This is a genomic window from Sphingopyxis sp. Geo48, assembly GCF_949769155.1.
In the GTDB taxonomy this organism is placed as follows: Bacteria; Pseudomonadota; Alphaproteobacteria; order Sphingomonadales; family Sphingomonadaceae; genus Sphingopyxis.
Genome location: NZ_CATKPA010000001.1, coordinates 907,571 through 931,864 on the forward strand (window position 1 = coordinate 907,571; position 24,294 = coordinate 931,864).

A 24,294-nucleotide genomic window follows, 5' to 3' on the forward strand; every position below is an offset into this window, starting at 1 on the left:
CGTGAGCCGCACGCTTGTTCTCTGGCTGCCCCCGCTGGCGGCGTTGTCGGGCGAGGATGCATTCCGCCCCGCGTGGCTGCGCGTCGATGATGGCGTCATCGTCGATTCGGGTCAGGACGATGGCTGGATCGACGCCTGGGAGAAACCGGCGGACGGCGAAGCCGAGGACCGGCTGGTCGCGCTGGCCCCCGCCGCCGATATTCCGGTTCGCTGGTATCATTATCCCGACGCCGCGCCCGCGCAGGCGGCCGCCGCGGCGCGGATAGACGCGCTGCGCGGCAGTCTGGGCGACGCGGCGGCGCTCCACGTCGTTGCCGGGCAGCCGACGGAGGACGGGCAGGCGGTTCCGGTCGCGGTGACGACCCATGCGGCGATGGCGGCCTGGCGCGACTGGCTCGCGGCACGGGGGCTGTCGGCGGCAGCGATCGTTCCGTCGGCCGCGACCGTCCCGCCGCCCGAGCCCGATGCGCTGTGGACCGCCGATGTCGGCGGTGAAGCGATTGTGCGCACCGCCGATCGCGCCTTCCTGTCCGATCCCGAGCTCGACCAGCTGATCGCGGGCGAGCGGGTGATTGCGCCGCTGGCGGCCGAGCCGATGCGCGAGGCGCTGATGCTGTCGCTTGCCACGCCGCCGATCGACCTGCTGACCGGCGCGTGGAAGCCGAAGCGGAGCTGGTCGCTCGATCCCGCGCTGGTGTGGATCGGCAAGCGGCTGTTGATCGCGCTCGTCGCGGTGAGCCTGCTGATCCCGATCGTCCATGCGGTGCGGTTGACGAGCGATACTAGCCGTGCCGACGAGGCGACTGTCGATCTTGCGCAAAAGGCCGGCATCAAAGCCCAGGATGCCGAAGCGGCCGAGGCCGAACTCGACCGCCGCCTCGCTGCGGCGGGCGGCGGACCGCTCGCTTTCTCCGTACCGGCGTCGGCGCTCTATGACGCGATGCGCGATACGCCGGGGGTGGCGCTGAAGACGCTGTCGCACCGCACCGACGGCACGCTGTCGACCACGCTCGCCGCGCCGCGCGTCGAAGACATCAACAAGGTGCTGCTGGCGCTGCAGGCGCGCGGATATCGCATCACCGCGCAGCCGATGGCGGGCACCGACGGCCAGCAGATGGCCAATGTGACGATCCGGGCGGTACCATGATGGAAGCGATGAAAAACTGGTGGAGCGGGCTGTCGACACGCGAACGCTGGCTGGTTGGCGTCGCGGGCGCGCTGGCGGTCGCCGTGCTCGGCTGGGCGCTCGGGCGCCCGGCGGTCGCAGCGTTCCTTGACCTCGAAAGCCGCCATCGCGCCGCGATCGAGCGCGAAGGGCGCGTCGCGGCCAAGGTCGGGCTGCTTTCCCGGCGCCCGGCGAAGTCGGTCGCGGCGGCGGTCGATGCGGTGGCGATCGACCAGTATCTTGCGCAGTCGGCGGGAGAGATCGGTCTGACGCTCGACCGCAACGAGGCGCGGGGGCAGCGGCAGGTGACGATCGCGATCGCGACGGCGAAGGCGCCGGTGCTGACCGACTGGCTCGCCGGCCTGGAAGCGCAGGGTTTCGTCGTCGACCAGCTGACGATCACGCCGGCCGCGGACGGAACCGTCGGGATGACCGCCGAACTCAGAAAGGGCGGGGAATGAGCGCGCGGCGACGCTTGGCGATCGCGGCCGCGCTGTTGGCGCTACTGCTGATCGTCGCGACCTTTCCGATGCGGCTGGCGCTGTCGCTGGCCGGCGCCGCCGACGCGGGCGTATCGGCGCGCGAAATTCGCGGCTCGATCTGGTCGGGCGCGCTGATCGACGCGCGGCTTGGCGCTCTGCCGCTCGGCACGGTGCGTGCGAGCCTGTCGCCGATCGCCTTGCTGGGCGGCAGCACCGAACTGACCTTCGAACGCGCCGACGAACGGCTTGGCGCACTGTCGGGGCGCCTCTATGGCAGCGACCCGCGCGGCATGTCCGATGTCAACGGCACGACCTCGCTTGCGGGCGGCCTAGGCCTGATCCCCGCCGACACGATCCGCTTCGAGGGCGCGACGGTGCGTTTCGACGATGGCGGGAAATGCGCCGAGGCGACGGGACGCATCCAGCTGTCGGTCGCGGCGCCGATCGCCGGGCTCGACCTGTCGCAGGGGCTGTCGGGGCCGCTGCGATGCGCGGGCGGGCGGGCGCAGGCGGCGCTTGCGAGCCAGTCCGGGATGGAGCGGCTGACGCTCGCCTTCGACGGCAAGGGCGCCTATCGCGCCGAGTTCGCGATCAACGTCGACCGCGATCCGGCGATGGCGGCGGCGCTGGCGGTACTCGGCTTCAAGTCCGGAGCGAACGGGTTCGTGCTGGCGACCTCGGGCCGCTTCTGACGTGACCATCCTCGACGCCTTGCCCATCGGCGCGGGCGTCTTTCTGGCAGGGCTGATCGGGCTTGTCCTCGGCAGCTTTATCGCGACGCTGGTATTGCGCTGGCCGGCAGGCAGGTCCGTCCTCGGGCGGTCGCAGTGCGATGGCTGCGGGCGCCAGCTAGGTGCGCTCGATCTCGTGCCGCTGCTGTCGGCGCTCGCATCACGCGGGCGATGCCGCGAATGCGGTCGAGCCATCGATCCCTTTCATTGGCGCGTCGAGCTCGGGTCGGCGCTGCTGGGCGTCGCGGCGCTGGCGATCATGCCCGGCACGGCAGGATGGCTCTGGGCGCTGTTCGGCTGGCTGCTCTTGCCATTGGCTTTGCTCGACGCGCGGCATTTCTGGCTCCCCGACGGGCTCAACGCGCTGCTTGGCGTTGCAGGGCTGCTCATCGCGGGGCCGTTGCTGCAAACGACGCTCGTCGACCGCTGGGTCGGCGCTGTAGTCTGCGGGCTGACGCTTGCCGGAATCGCGGCTCTCTATCGCAAGCTGCGCCTGAAGGACGGGATGGGCGGCGGCGATCCGAAGCTCGTCGCGGCGATCGGCGCATGGCTCGGCTGGCAGGCGTTGCCGCTCATGCTGCTGCTCGCGAGCCTCGGAGGGGTTGTTTTTGCGGTGCTCGGCAAGAAAAAAGGGGACCGGCCGCTTGGTGAGCAGCAGATCCCCTTCGGTCTTTTCGCGTGCGCCGCGGCGTGGGTCGCGGTGCCGCTGTGGCCTGTCCTTATCGCCCGATGACGACGGTCACCGCGCGGCGGTTCTGCGCCCAGGCTTCCTCGGTCGAGCCGAGCGCCGCCGGACGTTCCTTGCCATAGCTGATGACGTCGATGCGCGACGGATCGACGCCGATCGAGGCGAGATAGTTTTTCGCGGCATTGGCGCGGCGTTCGCCGAGCGCGATATTATAGTCGCGGGTGCCGCGTTCGTCGGCATGGCCCTCCAGCGTTACGCGGACCGCGGGGTTGCGCGCCAGCCACTGCGCCTGGCTCTGCAGCGTCGCCTGATCCTGCGCATCGACATTATACTGGTCGAGATCGAAGAAGATGCGGTCGCCCATGGCGCCGACGCTGGCGAGGAAGTCTTCCTGCGATCCCGGAACGACGCCGGTGCCGGTTCCGGCGCCCGCGTCGGTGCCGCTGCCATCGGGAGAGGGCGGAAGCGTATCGGGCGCTTTTTTCGCGCAAGCCCCGACAGTCAGCATGGTGATCGCCGCGATCATCGCGGTGGTTTTGCGTATCGTCATGGGTTCTGTCCTCTTGTTGCTCAGTCTTCAGTCGTGCGGGTCGGGGATGAACTCAAGTTGAACCCCCCGGTTTTCCTTTGGTTCCGCGCCCGCGCTTCAGGGCAGGATCGGCCCCCAGCTCGGGTCCGATCCGTCCTGCGGCGTCGGCAGTCGGCGCAGGTTCACGCCGGTCAGGTCGACCTGCCACAGCGTCGATTTGCCCTCGCGCCCCGGCGAGGTGCGGAAGAACTGGATGACGCGGCCGTTCGGCGACCAGGTCGGTGCTTCATCCTGCCAGCTGTTGGTCAATAGCCGCTCGCCGCCCCCCGACGGCGTCATGACGCCGACGCGGAACTCGCCGCCGCCCATCCTGGTGAAGGCGATCAGGTCGCCGCGCGGCGACCATTCGGGGGTCGCATAGCGCCCGCCGCCAAAGCTGATCCGCTGCTGGTTCGAACCGTCGATATTCATCGTATAGATTTGCTGGCTGCCCGACCGGTCGCTTTCGAACACGATCTTGCGCCCGTCGGGCGAAAAACTGCCGCCGACGTCGATCCCCGGCGTGCTTGTCAGCCGAACCGGCGTGCCGCCGTCGGCCGAGACGCGATAGATGTCGGTGTTGCCGCCGACCGCCATCGAATAGAGGATCTGCCGCCCGTCGGGCGACCAACGCGGCGCGAAGGTCGCGTTGCTGCTTTCGGTGACGAGCTTCTGCGTCCCCGCGTTGATGTCATAGATGAACACGCGAACGCGGTTGTTCAGGTAGGAGACGTACACGATCTTCTTGTAATCGGGCGAGAAACGCGGGCTGATCGCGAGCGCCTGGCCATTGGTGATGAAGCGGTGGTTGCCGCCGTCCGAATCCATGATCGCGAGGCGTTTGATGCGGTTCCCCTTGGGTCCGCTCTCGGCGATATAGGCGACGCGGCTGTCGAAGAAGGGCGATTCCCCCGACAGGCGCGAATAGATGGCGTCGGCGCATTTGTGCGCGGCGCGGCGCCAGTCGCCGGGCTGAATCTCGTAACCCTGGCGCACCAGTTCGGTCTGGAGCGCGGTGTCGTAGAGATAGCAGCCGACGACGAGCCCACCGGTACTGCTCGCCTGGACGAAGCCATGGACGACATTGTCGGCGTTGCGCGCCTGCCAGTCGGCGAACTGCGGCGCGCGCACTTCGCCCATCGTGATCGCGCGCACGCTGCCGGGGCCAAGCGGCGCGTAGAGTCCGCTGCGTTCAAGGTCGGCGGCGATGACGTCGGCGATCTGGCGGCCGAGCGTACCGGTGCTGAGGCCAGCGACATTGACGACGGCGGGGGTCGCGAAGGCGGGGACAGCGATCACCGTGCGCTCGGTCGAGACTTCGGCGACGACCTCGGCGGTGCGCGGCGTGTCCTCGGTGGTCGCGGGCGGCGTCTGAGCCGCCGCGGGAAGCGCTGCGAACGCGCCCATCGCGGCGGCGAGAAGGGTGAGCCGGGTGGCCAGCGAGCGTTTCATCACATTCCTTTCGCTCGGAAGGTCACGTCCCAGACCCTCCACTGATCATAATATTCGTCGGGCAGGTCGAACGGCGAGGCCTGCCGGATCGACCGCTCGGCGCGCTCGACGAACAATTTCTGCTGCGGCGCATTGCTGTCGGTCTTGCCGGTGAGTTCGCCGACCTGGGCGATGCTCGTGATCCGCCCGTCGCGGCTGAGCTGGATGCGCAGCACGACGCGGAGCTGGTCGATATCGACGCCCGAGGGCACGTTGCGGCGCCAGAAGGGCAGGATCTTGCCGTCGATCGCGACGTCGATCGATCGTTTGACCTCGGCCGCGGTGGCGGCCGCGGGCGCACCCTTGGTTTGCGTCGACTTGCTCGGCGCCCTGCTCAGCCCTTCGGCGATGCCGTCGAGACGGCCGGTCGGGCGCGTCGGTGTTTTCTTCGGCGGCGGTGCAGCCTTGGGCGCGGGTTTGGGCTGCGCCTTCTGCGCGGGTGGTTGCTTCTTCGCGGGTGTCGGGGTCGGACGCTGCACCAGCCTGGGCGCGGGCGCCGGGGTCGGGCGGACGATCGGCTCGGGGACCGGAGGAGCGGGCATGGGTTCGGGCGCGGCGATGTCGGTCGCGTCTTCTTCGCCCAGGCGGGTGGCTGGAGCCTCCTCGGTGATCACCGGCGCGGTCGATTGCGGCGCGGTCTCGGCGACCAGATCGACCTCCATCGGCGGATTGTCGAAGCGGCGGTCGCCGCGCGTCCATTGCACCGAGAGCAGGCCGATCACGACGACATGCAGCAGCACCGCCACCGCGATGCCGATCCGCTGATTTGCCCCTGGCGCCGTATCCGCAACCATCATCCGACCCTATTGAGCGCTGTCTGAACCGGCGGTGACCGCCGACGGCGCGTCGTCCGACCCTGTGGTGACAATCGCGATCCGTGTCAGCCCTGCCCGATTGAGTTCGCCCATGACTTTCGCGACCCGACCAAAGTCGAGGGTCTTGTCGGCGCGCAGCATGATCTGGCGCGGCTTGTCCTGGCCCTCATTCTCGCGCGCGATCGCGTCGAGGCGCGCGGGAAGCTCGGCCTCGGGCACGACCTGATCGCCGATGTAGATCGTGTCATCGCCATTGATCGATAACTGGACCGGTTCCTGCTCCTCGGTCTCGACCGGCTTTGCGCGGCTTTCGGGAAGGTCGATCGGCACCGCGGAGGCGAGCAGGGGCGCGGTGATCATGAAGATGATCAGCAGCACCAGCATCACGTCGACGAGCGGGGTGACGTTGATGTCGGCCATCGGCGCACGGCGTCCGCCGCGACCGCGCCGCCGTCCGCCGGCGCCGCCGGAAGGGCCCGACATCGCCATCAGGCGTCCGCCTCCAGCTCGCGGCTGAAGGTCGCGTGCAGCCCGTCGGCGAAGCGGCCGAGGCGCGATTCGAGGCGGTTCAGCCGCTGCGAGAAGGCGTTGTAGGCGATCACCGCCGGGATCGCCGCGAACAGGCCGATGGCGGTCGCGAACAGCGCCTCGGCAATCCCCGGCGCGACGACCGCGAGGCTGCTGTTATTCTCCGCCGCGATCGCGGTGAAGCTGCGCATGATGCCCCAGACGGTGCCGAACAGACCGACGAACGGTGCGACGGCGCCGATGGTCGCGAGCGTGCCGATCTTCTCGGCGAGGCGGTCGACCTCGCCCTCGACCGCCGAATTCATCGCGACGCCCAGCCGCTCGCGCGTTCCGTCGCGGTCGATCACCTTGCCCTTGGTCGAGCGGCGCCATTCGCTGATCCCGGCGCCCAGCACCTTCGCGCTCGGCAGCTCTTCGCCGCCATTCTTGTCGAAAAAGGCGTCGATATTCTCGGCGCGCCAGAAATCGCGCTCGAACTGCTCCGACGCGCGCATCAGCTTGCCGACGCTGCGGCCATGGGTGAAAATCACCGCCCAGACATAGATGGACGCGAGCAGCAGCCCGATCATCACCGCCTTCACGACGATGTCGGCCTGGATGAACAGCGCGACGGGGGACAGCGTCGCCGCGTCCGCGGCCAGCTTGATATTGTCTAGCAAGGGTTCGTCTCTCCATTCATGATCGCGGTAAAGCGTTCGGCCCAGCCCGCGGGCTGACGGCGCGGCCGGCCTCCGGGCGACAGGAAGGCCGCGGTAACACGTCCGCCTGTCAGCACTTCTGGCGTTAACTCATCCTGACCGCGAAGGATGCGCTGCGCGATGATGACGCTCGCGCCGCGCACCGCCTCGACGGTGCTGACGACGGTCAGGTCGTCGTCGAGCTTCGCGGGGCTCAGATATTTGATGGCAAGGTCGGTAACCGCCCAGGCGCCTTCGCCCGCTTCCATCGCCGCGCGCTGGTCGATGCCGGCAAGGCGCAGCATGTCCGAGCGCGCGCGCTCCATATAGCGCAGGTAATTGGCGTGATAGACGATGCCGCTGAGGTCGGTGTCCTCGAAATAGACGCGCAGCCGGTAAAAATGCGCCGGCCCGACGAAGGCGCCGGGGACGAAGGGGGGAGGGCCGCTGACCATGGTTAAGACCGATAGCGGGTGGGTGAGTCGGCGGGAACCCCTCTTCAACGGTTCGTCGCACCCGAGAGCCGGTTGGTGGAATGAAAGGCGCAGGATTCGGCGCTATTTTCCCTCGTCGAATAGCCCGTCCTGCGTGCCTTGGGGCGGATTGAGCCCAAGGTGCTTCCACGCGCTGGCGTTGAGCATGCGCCCGCGTGCGGTGCGGGCAATGAGGCCGACCTGCAGCAGATAGGGCTCGATCACATCCTCGATCGTATCGCGCGGTTCGCTGAGCCCGGCGGCGAGCGTCTCGACCCCGACGGGGCCGCCGCGATAGATGTCGGCGATCATGGCGAGGTAGCGGCGGTCCATCGCGTCGAGCCCGAGCGCGTCGACCTCGAGCCGGTTGAGCGCGGCGTCGGCAGCTTTCGCATCGACGACCGCGTGCCCCGCGACGGTCGCGAAATCGCGCACGCGGCGGAGCAGGCGGCCGGCGATGCGCGGCGTCCCGCGCGAGCGTTTCGCGATCTCCAGCGCGCCGTCGGCGGCGATCGGCAGCGCGAGCAGCCGCGCGGCGCGCGATATGACCTGTTCGAGCTCGCCATGCGTGTAGAAATTGAGCCGCACCGGAATGCCGAAGCGGTCGCGGAGCGGCGTCGTCAACAGGCCCTGCCGCGTCGTCGCGCCGACGAGGGTGAATTTCGGCAGGTCGATCCGCACGCTGCGCGCCGACGGCCCTTCGCCGATCATGATGTCGAGCGCGCGGTCCTCCATCGCGGGATAGAGGATTTCCTCTACCGCGGGCGACAGCCGGTGGATCTCGTCGATGAACAGGACGTCGCCGTCCTCCAGATTGGTGAGCAGTGCCGCGAGGTCGCCGGCCTTCGCGATCACCGGGCCGCTGGTCGACCGGAACCCGACGCCGAGCTCCTTCGCGACGATCTGCGCCAGCGTCGTCTTGCCGAGACCGGGAGGACCATAGAAGAGTACATGGTCGAGCGCATCCGACCGGGCTTTCGCGGCCTCGATGAATATCCGCAAATTCTCGCGCGCCGCCGCCTGTCCGACGAATTCGGCAAGCGACTTCGGCCGCAGCGCGGCGTCGGCATCCTCGGGGGTACGGATCGGGGTCGTGAGGGCGGGCTCAGTCATAACCGTTCTATTGCCTCGCCGACGATGCAAACCCAAGGTTCCTGACGATCCTCATAGACCGAAAATTGAAGTTCGAAATCATGGCCGGGTTCGAAATTGCCGATCGGCACCGCGTAACTGTCCATCTCTGGGCGGTTGAGGAACCAGAGCGTCGAGCCGCAATTGCCGCAAAAATAGAAATCCGCGAGAGTGCCGCTGCCACCGGCATGTTGGTAGAGCTTCGCTTCGCCTTCGGTGCGCACATTTGCTGCGGGAAAACGCGCCTGCGCGGCAAAGGCGCTGCCGCTTCGCGCCTTGCAGTTGCGACAGTGGCACACCGACACGCGGATCGGCTCGCCGGTGCAGGCGATGCGGATCTGGCCGCAGCGGCAGGAGGCGTGGCGGATGCGGTCGCTCATGATGCGCTGGCTGCCAGCCGCTTTTCGACCGTCTGCCAGAGGGCGGCGATCGCCGCGACGGGAGCGCTCTTCCGGCCACCGAGCATCCCGATTGGCGCGCGCGCTTCCGTCATCCGCTCGTAGGCGCTCGCCATCGGTATGACGGGCCAGTCGGGCGCGTCGGCGAGAGTCTCGCGGTGGAGCGCGCGGCGGCGGTCGACCATCGAGAACACCGGGAGCAGCGGGACGCGCAGCGCTTTCCTGCCGCCCATATGCTCCTCGATCGCCTCCAGCGCCCGGCGCGCGAGCGGTGACGGGATGACGGGGACGATTACAAGATCGGCGGCGCGGAGAATCTGTTCGGAGGTGTCGGTAAGCCCCGGCGGGCAGTCGATGAGGATACGGTCGAATCCGCGCGCAAAGTCCCCAGCAATCTTCGCGAGCCGCTTTTTCTTGTCGAGCTCGTGAAACTCGACGTCGAGCCCGCGCAGCGACCGGTCGGCGGGAAGCAGGCTCAGCCGGTCGGTTGCGGTCGGCGCGATCAGCTTCGCCGGATCGAGATCGCGGCGGATCGCGGCCTGCGCCTTTTTGCCCGTTCCGTCGTGGCCGAGGATGTAGGTTGCGGCAGCTTGCCCGTCGAGGTCCCAGAGCAGGGTGCGGCGGCTCGACAGGCTGGCAGCCGCCCAGGCGAGATTGACCGCGAGCGTCGTCTTTCCGACTCCGCCCTTGAGGCTATAGACCGCGATCGTCCTGCCGTTCATTTCGCCGCTTTCTTCAGCGCCACACGAACCAGCGCGTCGAGGCTGGCATCTGCGCCCAATTCATCGCTTGCAGCCGCGACCGCCGCGCTTGCTTCGCCGGGCTTGAAGCCGAGGCCGGTAAGCGCGGTGATGGCGTCGGCGAGGGGGCCGGAGGTGGCGGACAGGGCTGGATTCGAACCCATGATTCCGCCCAACGCCCCCGCCTTGTCCTTGAGCTCATGCGTGATCCGCTGCGCGAGTTTCGGGCCGACGCCATTGGCGCGCGCGATCATCGCGCTGTCGCCGCTGGCGAGCGCGCGTTGCAGGTCGCCGATCTCGAGCGCCGAGAGAATCGCGAGCGCGACCTTCGCGCCGACGCCCTGGACGCTGGTGAGCAGGCGGAACCAGTCGCGTTCCGCGGCCTTGGCAAAGCCGAGCAGGCGGAGGAAATCCTCGCCGACCAGCATTTCGGTGTGGATGGTGACGTCGCCGCCAACCGGACCGAGCGCGTCCAACGTGCGCGCCGATGCCTCGACCAGATAACCGACGCCGCCGACGTCGATCACCGCATGGCCTGCGCCGCTTGAATCGAGCCGTCCCGTCAGTTTTGCGATCATGCGTCCGTGCTAGCGCGGGGAGAACGAAAAGGGAATCAATTTCCCGTCCTCGTCATGCCGGACTTGATCCGGCATCCATCGCGGCGCTGGGTATGGACCCCGGATCAAGTCCGGGGTGACGAATGTCTAGACGCGCGGCCGGTGGTTCGCGTGGCAGATCGCGACCGCCAGCGCGTCGGCCGCATCGGCGCCCGCGACCTTCGCACCGGGCAGCAGCACGCGCAGCATCGCCTGCACCTGTTCCTTCGCCGCGCCGCCGGTGCCGACGACGGCTTTCTTGACGAGGCGCGGAGCATATTCGCCCACCGGCAAGCCGCCGCGCGCGCAGGCGAGCAGCGCGACGCCGCGGGCGTGCGCCAGCTTCAGCGTCGATTGCGGATTGTCGTTGACGAAAACTTCCTCGACCGCCGCACACGTCGGCGCATGATCGGCGATCACCGCTGCGAGCACGGTGTCGAGATGCGCCAACCGGTCGGGCAGGGGCGCCTTGGTGTCGGTCTTGATCTGGCCGTTGGCGATATGGCTGATCCGGCTGCCGTCGGCGCGGATCACGCCCCAGCCGGTGCAGCTGAGCGAGGGGTCGAGACCGAGGATGATCATATTTTCAATCCTCCCTGTGCCATAGGCATGGGGAGGTGGCAGCGCGAAGCGCCGACGGAGGGGCTTTGGCGCGAACGTCGCCGCCCCTCCACCACTCGCTTCGCGAGCGGTCCCCCTCCCCATGGCTTCGCCACAGGGAGGAAATTCATCAACCCAGTTTCTCCATCACCGCGTCGGGGATTTCGTAATTGCCCCACACGGTCTGGACGTCGTCGTCGTCGTCGAGCGTGTCGATCAGCTTGAACAGCGTCTGTGCGATGCTCTCGTCGGCCACTTCGCTCTTCAGCGTCGGGCGCCACGCGAGCTTCACGCCCTCGGCTTCGCCGAGCTTCGCCTCGAGCGCCTTCGCGACCTCGTGCAGGCTGTCGACGCTGGTCCAGATGTCGTGGCCTTCATCGGACGATTCGACGTCGTCGGCGCCCGCGTCGAGCGCGGCTTCGAACACCGTGTCGGCGTCGCCTGCGCTCGCCGGATAGTTGATCAGGCCGAGGCGGTCGAAGCCGTGGCTGACGCTGCCCGAGGTGCCGAGGTTGCCGCCATTTTTCGAGAAGGCGGTGCGGACGTTGGTCGCGGTGCGGTTGCGGTTGTCGGTAAGCGCCTCGACGATCAGCGACACGCCGCCGGGGCCATAGCCCTCGTAGCGGATTTCCTCGTAATTCTCGCCCTCGCCGCCCGACGCCTTGTCGATCGCGCGCTGGATATTGTCCTTCGGCATCGACTGCGCCTTCGCCGCGTTCACCGCGGCGCGCAGGCGCGCGTTCGCATCGGGATCGGGCAGGCCCATCTTCGCCGCGACGGTGATTTCACGCGCAAGCTTCGAAAAAAGGGCGCTGCGCTTTTTGTCCTGCGCGCCCTTGCGGTGCATGATGTTCTTGAATTTACTATGGCCGGCCACGGCCTACCTCCATCGAAACGGGAAATGTGGCGTCGCCCTAGCGTGCCGACGCCGATCAGACAACCACGGCGGTTCCCGACGCGCTGACCATCAGCATCGAGCCATTCTGGCCGAGCACTTCATAATCGAGATCGACGCCGATCACCGCATTGCCGCCGAGGCGCGCGGCTTCGGCTTCCATCTCGCCGATCGCTTCCTTGCGCGCGCGGGCGAGGACGTCCTCATATTTGCCCGAGCGGCCGCCGACGATGTCGGTGATGCTGGCGAACAGGTCGCGGAACAGGTTGGCGCCGACGATCACCTCGCCGGTGACGATGCCCAGATATTCGCGGACCGGATGGCCTTCGATAGTATTGGTCGTGGTGCTGAACATCGTCACTCTCCCTGGCTGGTTGATCGGGGGGGGGCTGGTTGATCGGGCTCAGACGATGCCGAGCGCCGATTTGTAAACGTCGAGGATCGCTTCCATTTCCTTGCGGTCGTGGACGGGCATTTTGCGCAGGCGGACGATCTGGCGCATGATCTTGGGATCATAGCCCTGCGACTTCGATTCCAAATAGACGTCGCGGATATCGTCGGCGATGCCCTTTTTCTCTTCTTCCAGCCGCTCGATGCGCTCGATGAAAAGGCGCAGTTGTTCGTCGGCAGTCGTGGCTTCGCTCATTGTGTACTCCGCTGGGATGGATGGTGGGTTGGCGAGAATCGCCCCGGCGCCCGATTAGCGGGGTCAGGGATTCTTGGCCATGCTTTCTTCCATCCGCTTGAGCTGTTCGGGGGTCGCGGCGACATGAAAGCGCGCTTTCCAGTCGGCGGTCGGCATGCCGTGGACGATCGCGCGGCCGGCTTCCTTGTCGATGCCGCCGGCTTCGGCGATCCAGTCGCCGAGGCAATTGCGGCAGAAGCCGGCAAGCCCCATCAGGTCGATGTTCGCCGCGTCGCTTCGGTGCTGGAGCAGGCGGACGAGGCGGCGAAAGGCCGCTGCAGCGACCGCGTCGTCGAGCGTATCGAGTGCGTCGGTCGGGGCGGTCGTATCGTTGCTGCAGGACATGGTGGCTTTCCTTCTGCTCGGCGGATGAATAGCTATACGCGGCTTGCCTTGGCCGGGGCAACGCGACTAGGCAAGCGGTCTGAATTCCCCCACGTCATCGGAGCATTTGTGGCCCAGAGTTTCACCCCCCGCCAGCGCAAGGTGCGCATTCTGGCGACCCTCGGCCCCGCCAGCGCGAATCCCGAAATGATCGCGGCGCTGCATCGCGCCGGGGCCGACGCCTTCCGGGTGAATATGAGCCATGGCGACCATGAGGGCCACGCGCAGGTCATCGCCGCGATCCGCGCGCTGGAGAAGGAAACCGGCCGCCCGACGACGATCCTCGTCGACCTGCAGGGGCCGAAGCTGCGCGTCGGGACGTTCAGGGACGGTCCCGCCGAGCTGGTGAAGGGCAAATCCTTCGTCCTCGACACCGACAAGGCGCCGGGCGACGCGACGCGCGTCCACCTGCCGCATCCCGAGCTGTTTGCCGCGCTCGAACCCGACACACGCCTGCTCGTCGACGATGGCAAGCTGGTGCTGCGCGTGAGGAGCGTCGCGAACGACCGCATCGAGACGATCGTCGAGGTCGGCGGCAAGATCTCCGACCGCAAGGGCGTCAACGTCCCCGACGTCGTCGTGCCGCTCGCGGCGCTGACCGAAAAGGACCGCAAGGACTTGGCCTTCGCGCTCGAACAGCATGTCGACTGGATCGCGCTGTCCTTCGTCCAGCGCCCCGAAGACGTCGCCGAGGCGCGGCGGCTGATCGGCGGCAAGGCGGCGCTGCTCGTGAAATTCGAGAAGCCCTCGGGGGTTCAGCGGATGGACGAGATATTGGAGATCGCCGACGCTGCGATGGTCGCGCGCGGCGACCTGGGCGTCGAGCTGCCGCCCGAGGCGGTGCCGCCGCTGCAGAAGCGCATCGTCGCGACCGCGCGGCGGATGGGCAAGCCCGTCGTCGTTGCGACGCAGATGCTGGAGTCGATGATCGTCTCGCCGACGCCCACCCGCGCCGAAGTGTCCGATGTCGCGACCGCCATCTATGACGGCGCCGATGCGATCATGCTGTCGGCCGAAACCGCGGCGGGCGCGTGGCCGGTCGAGGCCGTCACCATGATGGATTCGATCGCGCGTTCGGTCGAAGGCGATCCCGACTATTTCCGCCGCCTGCATTTCACCGAGACGCAGCCCGATGCGACGACCGCCGACGCGCTGGCCGAGGCGGCGGGCGACATCACCGCGACGGTGGGCGCCGACGCGATCATCTGCTTCACCTTTTCGGGATCGACCGCGCGCCGCGTGGCGCGCGAGCGCCCGGGAGCGCCCTTGCTCGTCCTGACCCCGAAGAAGGAGGCGGCACGGCGCATGGGGCTGCTGTGGGGCGCCCATGCGGTGCCGACGAAGGATATCGGCAGCTTCGAGGAGATGATCGCCAAGGGCAAGCGCATGGCGCTGCGCCATGGCGTCGCGTCGGCGGGGTCGAAGCTGGTGATGATGGCGGGCGTTCCCTTCGGTACGCCGGGGTCGACCAACGTGCTGCACGTGGCGACGCTGACCGGCGAGGAACTGCGCGGATATAGCTGACCGGAGGCTCGCCCGCCTTCGCCGTCCCGCCTTCGCCGGGGTGACGATCTGAGAAGCATGGTCCGGACCGGCGATGCCGCTGACCTCTTCTGTGCCTTTTTGATTCAGTCCGGCACAAAAGTTACCGCGCGATTCAGAAAATTTCGGGACTGATTCAGTTCGGCACGAACAAAAATGGTAAATAGACTTTGCACCATTGACCGGGCACGGCATATTCGCTGCATGTCGTGCATCGGACCCGCATCGGGGGGATCCGCATCATCAGCTGGGAGGTCCAATCCGCGTGTCCGCACCGTTCCGTTTCCCACGCTTTTTCGTCACGAGTCCCGCGCCGTGCCCCTATCTTGAGGGCAAGACCGAGCGGAAGGTTTTCACCGAACTCAGCGGTAACAATGCGAGCGAGCTCAACGACGCGCTCGGCCGCATCGGCTTTCGCCGCAGCCAGTCGGTCGCCTATCGTCCGAGCTGTGCCGATTGTTCGGCGTGCGTGTCGGTGCGCGTGTGCGCGAGCGAGTTCGTCCCCAGCAACTCGCAGAAGCGGACGATCCGTCGCAACCGCGATCTCGTCGCCACCGCGTGCAAGCCGTGGGCGACCGAGGAGCAATATGCGCTGCTCCGCGCTTATCTCGGCTCGCGCCATCCCAATGGCGGGATGGCCGACATGGACGAGCAGGATTTCGCCGACATGGTCGAACAGACCCCGGTCGACAGCTATATGATCGAATATCGCGAGCCGACCACCGACGGCAGCCGCGGCCGCCTTGTCGGTTGCTGCCTGACCGACCGGCAGGGCGACGGGCTGTCGATGATCTACAGCTTCTTCGATTCCGCGCATCCGATGCGCGAAGGGCTCGGGACGTACATCATCGCCGACCATGTCCTGCGCGCGGCGAAGGCTGGGCTGCCCTATGTCTATCTCGGCTACTGGATCGAGGGGTCGTCGCGCATGGCGTACAAGGCGCGTTTCCGCCCGCTCGAAAAGCTGGGCCCCGACGGCTGGTCGCGCTTCGAGCCGGCGACGTCGGACCGCATCGCCGCGATGTTCGAAGTCGCGTGAATCCGCGCTATTGCGAACGTCTCGCAGCAGCGGAAAACTGTCCCTCGCCGGTTGACCTTTTCCCGCTTTCAAGGGCATAGCTCTTCGTCCAGGACATAGTCCGGGTCGCATCCAGTTTGGTGGTCGTCCAGGGGTGGGCGATAGGGGGATCAGGATGCCCGTTCGCGCGTTCGTCTGCATCAGGGCCGGGAACAGCCGCAGGGGCGACGAGGGCGCGCGCGCATGAGCGAGCCCGTCAAGGTCGCGATCATCGGCTCGGGCCCCGCGGGCCTCAGCGCCGCGTCGCGCGCGGGCCAGCTCGGGCTCAGCCATATCCTGCTCGAAAAAACCGATCACCTCTCCGACACCATCTTCAAATATCAGAAGGGCAAGCGCGTCCTCGCGACGCCCGAACGCCTCGACCTCCGTTCCGACTGCCGCTTCGCGGAGGGCGCGCGCGAATATATTCTCGGCAATTGGGACGAGGATGCGGTCAACAACAAGGTGAATGTCGTCAAACATGCCGAAGTCACCGCGGTGACCGGGCAGAAGGGGGCGTTCGAGATCAAGACCGCCAAGGGCGACGTCTATCATGCCGAGACGATCGTGCTGGCGATCGGGACGCAGGGCAATCCCAACCGGATGCGCTGCGAGGGCGCCGACCTGCCGCACATCATCTACCAGGTCGACGATCCCGAGGATTTCAAGGACAAGCATATCACCGTCGTCGGATCGGGCGACGCGGGGATCGAGAATGCGCTGGGCGTTGCCGAGGAGGCGCTGGAAAACACCGTCACGATCCTCAACCGCTCAAAGGATTTCGCGCGCGCCAAGGCGAAGAATGTCTCCGACATGATGGAGGCGGCCGAGAACGGCTTCATGTCGATCCGCACCGAGACGCAGCCGAAGCAGGTCGAGCCCGGCTGGCTGACGCTCGAAACCCCGACCGGCGACGAGAAGATCCCGTGCGACGTCATCGTGGCGCGGCTGGGATCGGTCGCGCCGCGCGGCTTTGTCGAGTCGATGGGGATCGAATTCACCGGCCCCGACCGCGAAGCCTTTCCGAAGCTGTCGCCGACCTTTGAATCGACCGTGCCCGGCATCTTCGTCATCGGCGCGCTCGCGGGCTATCCGCTGATCAAGCATTGCATGAACCAAGGCTATGACGTCGTCGAGTTCATCAACGGCAACAAGAACCTGACCCCCGCCGACGAAAAGGATCTGGCGGCGATCTTCGCGAACCTGCCGCAGAAGAAGTCGGTCAGCGAATGGCTCGACTATCTGCGCGAGCGGGTCCGCATCTTCGCCGACGTGTCGCCGCTGCAGATGCGCGAATTCATGCTCGATTCGAAAGTGGCATATTATCGCAAGGGCGACGTCGTGTTCGAAAAGGGCGAGCCCGGATCGTCGCTGTTCGCGATCGCCGACGGCCATGCCGAGGTCGAGGTCGGTCCGGGCATCACGGTGCCGATCGAACAGGGGTCGATTTTCGGCGAGGTCGGCCTGATCTCGGGCCGCAAGCGCGGCGCGACGATCCGCGCCGGCGCCGACAGCATCTTCGTCGAGGTGTCGCGCACTGCCGCGCTCAAGCTGATGGCGGCGGTGCCGGGCGCGAAGCGCGTGATCAATCGCATCTCGCTCGAGCGCCAGCTCCTGCAGATCTTCAAGGGCGGGCTGACGGTCGAGGATCTGGCGCCGGTCGTCGACGCCGCCGAGGTCGAGCGCGTGCCCGCGGGCAAGGTGGTGCTGACCGAGGGCGAGCAGGGCGACGATGTCTATGTCATCCGCTCGGGCTCGATGGTGGTCGAGAAGGATATCGGCGGCAAGCCGATCTTCCTGCGCTACCTTCCCGCCGGCAGCTTTTTCGGCGAGATGGGTGTGCTCAGCGGACAGCCCCGAAATGCAACGGTCAAGGCCGCAGTCGGCGCCGAACTGATCAAGCTGACCGGCGAGAGCTTCCGCAAGATGCTCGCGGCGCGGCCGCAGGTGCGCGAGGCGACCGAGGCGGCGGTCGCCGAACGCGCGCAGATGAACAATTTCATCGAATCGCGCAAGGCGACCTATTCGAGCGCGGTCGATCTCTATTCGGACACCGCGAGCTTCATCATGAAGGAGGGGCTGGGCGAGGCGACCGACGCGCTGCTGATCGACGAAAATCTCTGCGTCGGCTGCGACAATTGCGAAAAGGCCTGCGCCGACAGCCATGAAGGCCTGTCGCGGCTGGACCGCGAGGCGGGCAAGACGTTCGCGCACCTGCATGTGCCGACGAGTTGCCGCCACTGCGAACATCCGCACTGCATGGCCGACTGCCCGCCAAACGTGATCCATCGCGGGCCCGATGGCGAGGTGTTCATGGAGCCGGGGTGCATCGGCTGCGGCAATTGTATGCGCAACTGCCCCTATGGCGTGATCCGCATGGAGGCGGCGCCGCCGCCGAAGCCCGGCCTGCTGCGCTGGCTGCTCACCGGTTTCGGCCCCGGCCCGGGCGAGCCCTCGCCCAAATGGACGAAGAAGCAATTGGGTGACGAGAAGCCCAAGAAGATCGCGGTCAAATGCGATATGTGCAAGGGAATCGCGGGCGGCCCCGCCTGCGTGCGCGCCTGCCCGACCGGCGCCGCGATCCGTGTCTCGCCCGAGGAATTCCTGTCGATCGCGCGCCTGCAGGAGGACGCGGGCTGATGGCGAGCCTGTTTCAGCGCCGTCGCGGCAAGGCGACCCAGACCGAGCGCGTTCGCGAGCGGCGGCACGAGGGGTTCCTGCGCTACGCCAATTTCCGCTGGGCGAAGATTTCGGGCGGGCTCTGCCTGCTCATCATCGTCTCCTATGCGCTGATCGACGTCACGCCGCGGCCCAATGGCGGGAGCTGGTACGGCTATACGCTCGGGACGATCGGTGCGGGGCTGATCCTGTGGCTGACCGCGCTCGGCTATCGCAAGCGCAAGATGACCAGCGATCACTGGTCGCTGAAGGCCTGGACCTCGGCGCATGTCTATCTTGGGCTCAGCCTGATCGTCATCGGGACGTGGCACACCGGCTTCCAGCTCGGCTGGAACGTCCACACCCTCGCGTGGGTGCTGATGATGCTCGTCATCCTGTCGGGGCTCTATGGCGTCATCGTCTATTCGACCTTGCCCGCCGCACTGTCGAACAACCGCGACGAGATGACGCAGATGCAGATGCTCGAGGCGATCCGCGCCTTCGACCGCCAGCTTCACGCCGCCGCGCAGCCGCTGACGCCGCAGGATACGGCGCCGGTGCTCGCCGCGCTCGATGAGGACCCCTTCGCGGGTGGCATCATGGCGCGGCTGTCGGGCCGCTATCCTAATTGTGCGACCGCGGCGGCACTCCGGGCGCTCGGCGTCTCGCGGAGCAGCGATGCCGAGGCGCGCGAGAAGGTGGTCGGGCTGCTCTCGCAAAAGGAGGTCGCGCTCGCGCGGCTGCGCCAGCATCTCCGCATTCGCGCGCTGCTCGAAATCTGGCTTTACGTGCATGTGCCGCTGACCTTCGCGTTGATCGCGGCGCTGTCGGCGCACATCATCAGCGTCTTCTTCTACTGGTGAGGCGGCGACGATGAGCTTCATCCTGCGCCGGATCTCGACCACCAAGACGGGCAAGCAGATCGTCCGCGACCAGCCGCTGCCGGGCGATACGATCACGCTGGGCCGCGAGGGCAGCAATGTCATCCACATCGCCGATCTGGCGGTGAACCCGCATCATGCGACGATCACCAGCACCGACGGGCGCCACGTCCGCGTGCAGGCGAGCGAGGGGCTGGGCTTCGACATCAACGGCCGGACGGTCGACACGGCGGACATCGACAGCGCCGCGGGCGCCGAGCTGCGGTTCGGCGGGCACCGCCTGACGATCGCGCGCGAGGATGAGAAGATCATCCTGCTCGTCGAGCGCATCGACGAACTGTCGCAATCGTCGAAGGACGTCGACGAGGCAAAGGCCTTCTCGCTTGCGGGCGTGATGCCCGGCAAGCGCATGGGTGCGTGGGTGTTCGGCGTCCTTGTCCTGCTGGCTTTCCTGATCGGCCCGATCTGGGCATGGAGCAGCTTCAGGAATGTCGACGAGCGCCCGCAGGGCTATCATGCCGACCAGGCTTGGCTCTCGGGGCCGCTGTCGAGCGCGCACAAGAGCCTGAAGAACGACTGCCAGTCGTGCCATGTCGAGCCCTTCGTGGCGGTGACCGACAAGGCGTGCGTCGGCTGCCACACCGGCGAGCACAAGGCGATGAGCATGGCGCATGCCAATGCGCCGACCGCGATGCTGCTCGCGGCGCGCCATCCGCCGGGGGTCGGCGAGCGCATTCTTGCTGGCTTTGCAAAGACCTTCAACAAGCCGCAGGGGCGCTGCGTCGGTTGCCATACCGAGCATGAGGGGGCGGGGCCGATGCCCGCGACGCCGCAGAAATTCTGCGCCGATTGCCACGACGGCATGTCGGCGCGGCTGATCGATGCGGGCTTCAAGTCGACTGTCGCCGATGCCGCCGATTTCGGCACCATCCATCCCGAATTCCGCCCGCTCGTCCGCGCTTCGCCCGGTGCGAAGCCGGTGCGCGCGATGCCGGGCAAGGGCGCGCTCGTCGATTATGACGGCCTCAAATTCCCGCACGACCTGCACCTGCAGGCGACCGGCGGCGTCGCCCGGATGGCGGCGAGTTTCCGCGGCCGGTACGACTTCGGCAACAAGCTCGAATGCGAAAATTGCCACCGCGTCGAATCCGACGGCGTGCGGGTCAAGCCGGTCGAAATGGAGCGCGACTGCGCGATGTGCCATAGCCTCGCGTTCGAGACCGTCGGGGGCGTGACGCGCACGCTGCGCCACGGCGAGCCCGACCAGGTCGTCGCCGACCTGATGGCCTATTACCGCTCGACGCCGCCGACGCGGCCGCTCCAGCTTGGCGGGATGGAGCGCCGGCGCCCCGGCAACTATGCCGAAGGGCAGGTCTATAATATCTATTTCCGCGAGGTTGCGGTGCGTCCGAACCGCGCCGAGGATGCGGTGCGGGCGGTCTTCTCGAAGGGCGGGGCCTGTTACGACTGCCATACCATCTTCATGCCGCAGGCAGGGACCGGCTGGCGCGTGATGGCGGTCGACCAGACGCCGCGTTTCCTGTCCAAGGGCTGGTTCGACCATGATGCGCACAAGGAGACCGATTGCGCCGACTGCCATACGGCGGCGCGGGGATCGAAGGCGGCGACCGACCTGCTCGTACCCGGTCTCCGCCAGTGTCGCGACTGCCATGTCGGCGAGGGCGGCGCGCGGCTGGTGAAGGTCGAAACGGCGACCGAATCGCCTTGCGCGATGTGCCACGAATATCACTCGGACGGGGGCAAACCGTGGATGCCGGCGCGTCAGCGTAAGGTAAACAGCGCGGCAATCACAAATAAACCTCTTCGCGCTACCTATGGTGTGAGCATGATCACAGGCCCGGCGGAGCGGGGGCTCTATGATGTGACGTGGCGCACACCCGCCCTGCACGGGGCAAGGCGGGGCGGCTAGGATTGGGTCCGGGGTCGACCGGCGGGAGCAGGGGGCGGATATGCTGATCGCGCAGATCACCGATATCCATATCGGGTTCGATCCCGACAATCCGGCGGAATATAACCGCAAGCGGCTCGACGACGTGCTCGACGTGCTGATCGAGGGGCCGAACCGTCCCGACCTGTTGCTGGCGACGGGTGACATCACCGATCGCGGTGATCCCGACAGCTATCGCCGGCTCGCCACCGCCTTTTCGCGCTGCCCGTTCCCGGTCTGGCCGAGCGTCGGCAATCATGACCTGCGCGACAATTTTCATGCCCAATTCCCGGGTTTCGACGACGGCAACGGCTTCATCCAATATGTGATCGACCTGCCCGAACTGCGCCTCGTCACCGTCGACACGCTCGAGGAAGGACGCCATGGCGGGGCCTTCTGCGAAACGCGTGCGGAGTGGCTCGATGCCGAACTGGCGAAGGATCGCAGCAAGCCGACCTATATCGTCATGCACCACCCGCCGGTCGAAAGCGGGATCGAGTGGATGAACACGCACCCCGACGAGCCGTGGGTCGCGGCCTTCACCGACGTCGTCACCCGTCATCCGCAGGTGCGCGGGCTGATTTGCGGCCATCTCCACCGCAGCGTCACGGTGGCGTGGGCGGGGCGCACCGTCGCCATCTGCTCGTCGACCGCGCCGCAAGTGTCGCTCGATCTCCGGCCGATCGACGAAAATCATCCCGACGACCGCCCGATGATCGTCGCCGAGGATCCCGCCTATGCGCTGCATCGCTGGAACGGGCGCGAACTCGTCAGTTTCTACGACCATGCCGGGGCGCACACGATGCTCGCCAAATATGACGAGCGGCTGCAACCACTGGTGCGCGAACTCAAGGCCGAACGGCCCGGTTAGGCGACCCCGGCGAGGGCAAGGACACCGTCGATCCCGCGTGAGGTGATGGCGGGGGCGACATCCAGCGTTTCGGCCGGCACGTCCAGGCGGTTGACCCATGCGGTGCGATATCCGAACCACGTCGCGCCGACCGCGTCCCAGCCCCCGAACGCCGCGAAGCCGATCTCGGCGCGGGGCAAACCCCATGCATCGACCGCCATCGCATAGGCTTTGGGCGACGGTTTGAACGCGCGGACGCGGTCGGTGCTGAGCGGGGGGTCGAAATATTGCGCAATGTCGTTGCGCAGCATATTCGCGGTGAGCGTATCGGCGCCCAGGTTCGAAACGAACGCCAGACGGATGCCGGCGGTGCGAAGTTTTTCGAGGGCGGGGCGCACGTCGGGCCAGATCTCGAGCTCGCCATAGGCTGCGACAAGGGCGGCGCGCTGGGTCTCTCCGAGCGGTATCTGGAGCGCCGCCGCGACATGGCGCAACGATGCGTCGGCGAGGGTGCCGAAGTCCTGATATCGGCCCGCCGCGGTTTCGAGCCAGCTGTAGCCGAATAATTTCGTCGCCCATTGCGCGGCCAGCATTTCGCCCTTGTCTCCGATGATCGCCTTGGCGCGTGCGGCGACGCTGCGGGGATCGAAGATCGGGAAGCCGTCGAAGCCGATGGCGCGGATCGTGGCCGGCGCGGCGCGAGCGGGAATGGGGGCGATCAGCGAGGAAGCCGCAGCGCCGATCAGGAGCGAGCGGCGATCGATCGAATTATCCATGAATATCCTCTGCAAAGTGGGAAGCGCGCTGCTTCCCGTTCGCAGTCGGGACCGGAAAGGTGACAGGTGATCGCGATCAGTAGCCCAGCGCCAGGTCGACGCGCGGTTCGACGGCCTCGCCCCGTTTCCAGCGATCGAGATTCTCGAGGAAGCGCTGCGCCGAGCGCAGGAACATCTTGTCCTGCGCGCGGCCCGACAGGTGCATGGTGATATGGGCGTTGTCGAGGCTCCACAGCGGGTCGCTGTCGGGCAGGGGTTCGGGCGTGGTGACGTCGAGGAAGGCGGCGGCGATCTGCTGCGTGTCGAGCGCCGCGACCAGCGCGTCCTGATCGATCACACTGCCGCGGGCGATGTTGATCAGCGTCGCGGAGGGCTTCATCGCCGCGAGTTCGGCGCTGCCGATCATGCCATCGGTCTCCGGCGTGGCGGGGACGGCGAGAATTACCCAATCGAAATCGCCGAGCCGCGCGCGCCACTGGTCCGGGCCAAGAGTGTTGGCCCCGGGAGAACGGCGCACCACGGTCACGTCGACGGCAAAAGCCTTCAAGCGCTCCTCGACCAGTTTGCCGATCGCGCCATAGCCAAGCAGCAGCGCTTTCGACCCGAACAGTTCGACCTTGCCGGGCGAGTCCATCAGCCACTCGCGCCGGTCCTGCGCGCGGACGACCTCGCGATACCCCTTGGCGACCGTCAGCATCCCCATCACGACATATTCGGCGATGGTGATGGCGTTGATCCCGGCCCCGTTGGTGACCACGGTGCGGCGTTCGCGGAGCAGGTCGAGCGGCATCCCGTCGACCCCGGCATAGATCGAGTTCAGCCATTTGAGGTTGGTTGCGGCGGTGATGACCGCGGCCATGTCCTTCTTGTCGTACATGTCGAACCAGCCGATCTCGGCCTCGGGCGCGAGGCTCATCGCTTCCTCCTTGCTCGCGAAGAAGCGCGGCTCGACCCAGTCGGGCAGGCGGTTTTCGACGAGCGGGCGGATCAGGCCGGACAGGACGGTGACGGTTTTGGTCATAAACGATCCTTCTGATCCTCCCCATCGACTTGCGATGGGGAGGTGGCATCGCGAAGCGATGACGGAGGGGCTTTGCCGAATGCCTTCAGACGGCTTTCGACGATGTCGACAACAGATTGAGCGACTGTTTCGGCGCTGTCCAGCACGTCGCGCGCGCTGATGCGGAGCGTGTCGATGCGATTTGCACAAAGCCATGCGTCGCGTTGTTCGTCGTGCGAGGGATTGTCGCCCATATCGTGCGCAATGCCATCAATTTCGACCGCGAGATTGGCGCGGGCGCAAAAGAAATCGAGGATGTAGGGGCCGGCGGGATGTTGCTTGCGGAATTTATGGCCGTTCGGCGAGGCGCGGAGGAGCTGCCAAAGCATTGCTTCCGGGAGTGTTAGAGTATGCCGCAAGCGTCTGGCGCGGCGCACCGATCTTGCCGGTTTATCAGGACGCATCGTTATTGCCCCTCCACCACCCGCTTCGCGGGCGGTCCCCCTCCCCATCGCAAGTCGATGGGGAGGATTGG

At 66.9% G+C, this 24,294-nt stretch carries 28 protein-coding genes; 10 read left to right on the forward strand and 18 right to left on the reverse strand.

What is annotated here, in order from left to right:
- Position 1 precedes the first annotated feature (1 nt).
- The 4 genes from gspL to QOL79_RS04675 are packed head-to-tail and all read left to right on the forward strand — an operon-like array spanning position 2 to position 3,111.
- The gene (gene gspL, locus QOL79_RS04660) at positions 2-1,147 is read left to right on the forward strand and encodes a type II secretion system protein GspL (RefSeq protein WP_283418797.1); all 1,146 of its coding nucleotides are present in this window, start codon (positions 2-4) and stop codon (positions 1,145-1,147) included.
- An 8-nt stretch (positions 1,148-1,155) separates the two neighbouring features.
- Positions 1,156-1,626: a type II secretion system protein M gene (locus tag QOL79_RS04665; protein WP_283418798.1), complete on the forward strand. Its 471-nt coding sequence runs from the start codon at positions 1,156-1,158 to the stop codon at positions 1,624-1,626.
- Positions 1,623-2,339 (forward strand): type II secretion system protein N, encoded by a 717-nt coding sequence (gene gspN / locus QOL79_RS04670; protein WP_283418799.1) that lies wholly within the window; start codon positions 1,623-1,625, stop codon positions 2,337-2,339. Before QOL79_RS04665 ends, gspN begins: the two co-directional genes overlap by 4 nt.
- Before the next feature lies 1 nt (position 2,340).
- Positions 2,341-3,111, forward strand: coding sequence for a prepilin peptidase (locus tag QOL79_RS04675; RefSeq protein ID WP_156416636.1), 771 nt, complete (start codon positions 2,341-2,343; stop codon positions 3,109-3,111).
- On the opposite strand, the gene pal is transcribed toward QOL79_RS04675, so the two are convergent.
- The 15 genes from pal to QOL79_RS04750 all read right to left on the reverse strand — a co-directional run bounded on the left by pal (position 3,098) and on the right by QOL79_RS04750 (position 13,008).
- Complete coding sequence (gene pal / locus QOL79_RS04680) at positions 3,098-3,616, reverse strand: peptidoglycan-associated lipoprotein Pal (protein ID WP_282949988.1); 519 nt, start codon at positions 3,614-3,616, stop codon at positions 3,098-3,100. The two genes, QOL79_RS04675 and pal, sit on opposite strands and share 14 nt — an antisense overlap.
- A 96-nt stretch (positions 3,617-3,712) precedes the next feature.
- Entirely contained in the window at positions 3,713-5,086 is a 1,374-nt protein-coding gene (tolB, locus tag QOL79_RS04685; RefSeq protein WP_058457335.1) for a Tol-Pal system beta propeller repeat protein TolB, read from the reverse strand.
- Positions 5,086-5,922, reverse strand: a complete 837-nt coding sequence (tolA, locus tag QOL79_RS04690; RefSeq protein ID WP_283418800.1) for a cell envelope integrity protein TolA — start codon at positions 5,920-5,922, stop codon at positions 5,086-5,088. Before tolA ends, tolB begins: the two co-directional genes overlap by 1 nt.
- A 6-nt stretch (positions 5,923-5,928) precedes the next feature.
- Entirely contained in the window at positions 5,929-6,429 is a 501-nt protein-coding gene (locus tag QOL79_RS04695) for an ExbD/TolR family protein (protein WP_204991533.1), read from the reverse strand.
- A complete protein-coding gene (gene tolQ, locus QOL79_RS04700) occupies positions 6,429-7,127 on the reverse strand; it encodes a protein TolQ (protein WP_058457337.1) in 699 nt (232 codons plus the stop codon). Before tolQ ends, QOL79_RS04695 begins: the two co-directional genes overlap by 1 nt.
- Positions 7,121-7,600, reverse strand: coding sequence for a YbgC/FadM family acyl-CoA thioesterase (locus QOL79_RS04705; RefSeq protein WP_283418801.1), 480 nt, complete (start codon positions 7,598-7,600; stop codon positions 7,121-7,123). Before QOL79_RS04705 ends, tolQ begins: the two co-directional genes overlap by 7 nt.
- 102 nt (positions 7,601-7,702) lie before the next feature.
- Positions 7,703-8,731: a Holliday junction branch migration DNA helicase RuvB gene (ruvB, locus tag QOL79_RS04710; RefSeq protein WP_283418802.1), complete on the reverse strand. Its 1,029-nt coding sequence runs from the start codon at positions 8,729-8,731 to the stop codon at positions 7,703-7,705.
- Positions 8,728-9,129 carry a GFA family protein gene (locus tag QOL79_RS04715; protein ID WP_058457340.1) on the reverse strand — a complete coding sequence of 134 codons (402 nt, stop codon included), beginning with the start codon at positions 9,127-9,129 and terminating at the stop codon, positions 8,728-8,730. The genes ruvB and QOL79_RS04715 overlap by 4 nt, the downstream gene beginning before the upstream one ends.
- Positions 9,126-9,869: a ParA family protein gene (locus tag QOL79_RS04720; RefSeq protein WP_283418803.1), complete on the reverse strand. Its 744-nt coding sequence runs from the start codon at positions 9,867-9,869 to the stop codon at positions 9,126-9,128. The genes QOL79_RS04715 and QOL79_RS04720 overlap by 4 nt, the downstream gene beginning before the upstream one ends.
- Entirely contained in the window at positions 9,866-10,465 is a 600-nt protein-coding gene (ruvA, locus tag QOL79_RS04725; protein WP_283418804.1) for a Holliday junction branch migration protein RuvA, read from the reverse strand. Before ruvA ends, QOL79_RS04720 begins: the two co-directional genes overlap by 4 nt.
- Positions 10,466-10,591: 126 nt before the next feature.
- A complete protein-coding gene (gene ruvC / locus QOL79_RS04730; RefSeq protein ID WP_283418805.1) occupies positions 10,592-11,065 on the reverse strand; it encodes a crossover junction endodeoxyribonuclease RuvC in 474 nt (157 codons plus the stop codon).
- A 148-nt stretch (positions 11,066-11,213) separates the two neighbouring features.
- Positions 11,214-11,960, reverse strand: coding sequence for a YebC/PmpR family DNA-binding transcriptional regulator (locus tag QOL79_RS04735; RefSeq protein ID WP_204991526.1), 747 nt, complete (start codon positions 11,958-11,960; stop codon positions 11,214-11,216).
- Between the two features lie 55 nt (positions 11,961-12,015).
- Positions 12,016-12,333 carry a YbjQ family protein gene (locus tag QOL79_RS04740; RefSeq protein ID WP_283418806.1) on the reverse strand — a complete coding sequence of 106 codons (318 nt, stop codon included), beginning with the start codon at positions 12,331-12,333 and terminating at the stop codon, positions 12,016-12,018.
- 48 nt (positions 12,334-12,381) lie between these two features.
- A complete protein-coding gene (locus tag QOL79_RS04745; RefSeq protein WP_003039223.1) occupies positions 12,382-12,624 on the reverse strand; it encodes a DUF2312 domain-containing protein in 243 nt (80 codons plus the stop codon).
- Between the two features lie 63 nt (positions 12,625-12,687).
- Complete coding sequence (locus tag QOL79_RS04750) at positions 12,688-13,008, reverse strand: DUF1244 domain-containing protein (protein ID WP_058457346.1); 321 nt, start codon at positions 13,006-13,008, stop codon at positions 12,688-12,690.
- A gap of 108 nt (positions 13,009-13,116) precedes the next feature.
- Between QOL79_RS04750 and pyk the strand changes: the two genes are divergently transcribed.
- The 6 genes from pyk (at position 13,117) to QOL79_RS04780 (ending at position 22,004) form a co-directional block, all read left to right on the forward strand.
- On the forward strand, positions 13,117-14,571 hold the full coding sequence (gene pyk / locus QOL79_RS04755) for a pyruvate kinase (RefSeq protein ID WP_283418807.1): 1,455 nt from the start codon (positions 13,117-13,119) through the stop codon (positions 14,569-14,571).
- 283 nt (positions 14,572-14,854) lie between these two features.
- Positions 14,855-15,628 carry an arginyltransferase gene (locus QOL79_RS04760; RefSeq protein ID WP_058457348.1) on the forward strand — a complete coding sequence of 258 codons (774 nt, stop codon included), beginning with the start codon at positions 14,855-14,857 and terminating at the stop codon, positions 15,626-15,628.
- Positions 15,629-15,850: 222 nt separating this feature from the next.
- On the forward strand, positions 15,851-18,286 hold the full coding sequence (locus tag QOL79_RS04765) for a cyclic nucleotide-binding domain-containing protein (RefSeq protein WP_058457349.1): 2,436 nt from the start codon (positions 15,851-15,853) through the stop codon (positions 18,284-18,286).
- Positions 18,286-19,167 carry a hypothetical protein gene (locus tag QOL79_RS04770; RefSeq protein ID WP_283418808.1) on the forward strand — a complete coding sequence of 294 codons (882 nt, stop codon included), beginning with the start codon at positions 18,286-18,288 and terminating at the stop codon, positions 19,165-19,167. The genes QOL79_RS04765 and QOL79_RS04770 overlap by 1 nt, the downstream gene beginning before the upstream one ends.
- Before the next feature lie 10 nt (positions 19,168-19,177).
- Positions 19,178-21,115 carry a cytochrome c3 family protein gene (locus QOL79_RS04775; RefSeq protein WP_283418809.1) on the forward strand — a complete coding sequence of 646 codons (1,938 nt, stop codon included), beginning with the start codon at positions 19,178-19,180 and terminating at the stop codon, positions 21,113-21,115.
- A gap of 40 nt (positions 21,116-21,155) precedes the next feature.
- Positions 21,156-22,004 carry a phosphodiesterase gene (locus QOL79_RS04780; RefSeq protein ID WP_283418810.1) on the forward strand — a complete coding sequence of 283 codons (849 nt, stop codon included), beginning with the start codon at positions 21,156-21,158 and terminating at the stop codon, positions 22,002-22,004.
- On the opposite strand, the gene QOL79_RS04785 is transcribed toward QOL79_RS04780, so the two are convergent.
- From QOL79_RS04785 to QOL79_RS04795, 3 genes are all read right to left on the reverse strand, one after another.
- Positions 22,001-22,759, reverse strand: a complete 759-nt coding sequence (locus QOL79_RS04785) for a haloacid dehalogenase type II (protein ID WP_283418811.1) — start codon at positions 22,757-22,759, stop codon at positions 22,001-22,003. The two genes, QOL79_RS04780 and QOL79_RS04785, sit on opposite strands and share 4 nt — an antisense overlap.
- A 76-nt stretch (positions 22,760-22,835) precedes the next feature.
- Complete coding sequence (locus tag QOL79_RS04790) at positions 22,836-23,780, reverse strand: D-2-hydroxyacid dehydrogenase (RefSeq protein WP_283418812.1); 945 nt, start codon at positions 23,778-23,780, stop codon at positions 22,836-22,838.
- On the reverse strand, positions 23,777-24,271 hold the full coding sequence (locus QOL79_RS04795; RefSeq protein ID WP_349306414.1) for an endonuclease domain-containing protein: 495 nt from the start codon (positions 24,269-24,271) through the stop codon (positions 23,777-23,779). The genes QOL79_RS04790 and QOL79_RS04795 overlap by 4 nt, the downstream gene beginning before the upstream one ends.
- Positions 24,272-24,294 lie beyond the last annotated feature (23 nt).

Excerpts from the sequence above, each read along its gene's own strand:
- QOL79_RS04665 (WP_283418798.1), top strand. The coding sequence starts at position 1,156 with ATGAAAAACTGGTGGAGCGGGCTGTCGACACGCGAACGCTGGCTGGTT.
- gspN (WP_283418799.1), top strand. The coding sequence starts at position 1,623 with ATGAGCGCGCGGCGACGCTTGGCGATCGCGGCCGCGCTGTTGGCGCTA.
- pal (WP_282949988.1), bottom strand. The coding sequence starts at position 3,616 with ATGACGATACGCAAAACCACCGCGATGATCGCGGCGATCACCATGCTG.
- tolB (WP_058457335.1), bottom strand. The coding sequence starts at position 5,086 with ATGAAACGCTCGCTGGCCACCCGGCTCACCCTTCTCGCCGCCGCGATG.
- tolA (WP_283418800.1), bottom strand. The coding sequence starts at position 5,922 with ATGATGGTTGCGGATACGGCGCCAGGGGCAAATCAGCGGATCGGCATC.
- QOL79_RS04695 (WP_204991533.1), bottom strand. The coding sequence starts at position 6,429 with ATGGCGATGTCGGGCCCTTCCGGCGGCGCCGGCGGACGGCGGCGCGGT.
- QOL79_RS04705 (WP_283418801.1), bottom strand. The coding sequence starts at position 7,600 with ATGGTCAGCGGCCCTCCCCCCTTCGTCCCCGGCGCCTTCGTCGGGCCG.
- ruvB (WP_283418802.1), bottom strand. The coding sequence starts at position 8,731 with ATGACTGAGCCCGCCCTCACGACCCCGATCCGTACCCCCGAGGATGCC.
- QOL79_RS04715 (WP_058457340.1), bottom strand. The coding sequence starts at position 9,129 with ATGAGCGACCGCATCCGCCACGCCTCCTGCCGCTGCGGCCAGATCCGC.
- QOL79_RS04720 (WP_283418803.1), bottom strand. The coding sequence starts at position 9,869 with ATGAACGGCAGGACGATCGCGGTCTATAGCCTCAAGGGCGGAGTCGGA.
- ruvA (WP_283418804.1), bottom strand. The coding sequence starts at position 10,465 with ATGATCGCAAAACTGACGGGACGGCTCGATTCAAGCGGCGCAGGCCAT.
- ruvC (WP_283418805.1), bottom strand. The coding sequence starts at position 11,065 with ATGATCATCCTCGGTCTCGACCCCTCGCTCAGCTGCACCGGCTGGGGC.
- QOL79_RS04740 (WP_283418806.1), bottom strand. The coding sequence starts at position 12,333 with ATGTTCAGCACCACGACCAATACTATCGAAGGCCATCCGGTCCGCGAA.
- QOL79_RS04745 (WP_003039223.1), bottom strand. The coding sequence starts at position 12,624 with ATGAGCGAAGCCACGACTGCCGACGAACAACTGCGCCTTTTCATCGAG.
- QOL79_RS04750 (WP_058457346.1), bottom strand. The coding sequence starts at position 13,008 with ATGTCCTGCAGCAACGATACGACCGCCCCGACCGACGCACTCGATACG.
- QOL79_RS04765 (WP_058457349.1), top strand. The coding sequence starts at position 15,851 with ATGAGCGAGCCCGTCAAGGTCGCGATCATCGGCTCGGGCCCCGCGGGC.
- QOL79_RS04770 (WP_283418808.1), top strand. The coding sequence starts at position 18,286 with ATGGCGAGCCTGTTTCAGCGCCGTCGCGGCAAGGCGACCCAGACCGAG.
- QOL79_RS04775 (WP_283418809.1), top strand. The coding sequence starts at position 19,178 with ATGAGCTTCATCCTGCGCCGGATCTCGACCACCAAGACGGGCAAGCAG.
- QOL79_RS04780 (WP_283418810.1), top strand. The coding sequence starts at position 21,156 with ATGCTGATCGCGCAGATCACCGATATCCATATCGGGTTCGATCCCGAC.
- QOL79_RS04785 (WP_283418811.1), bottom strand. The coding sequence starts at position 22,759 with ATGGATAATTCGATCGATCGCCGCTCGCTCCTGATCGGCGCTGCGGCT.
- QOL79_RS04790 (WP_283418812.1), bottom strand. The coding sequence starts at position 23,780 with ATGACCAAAACCGTCACCGTCCTGTCCGGCCTGATCCGCCCGCTCGTC.
- QOL79_RS04795 (WP_349306414.1), bottom strand. The coding sequence starts at position 24,271 with ATGGGGAGGGGGACCGCCCGCGAAGCGGGTGGTGGAGGGGCAATAACG.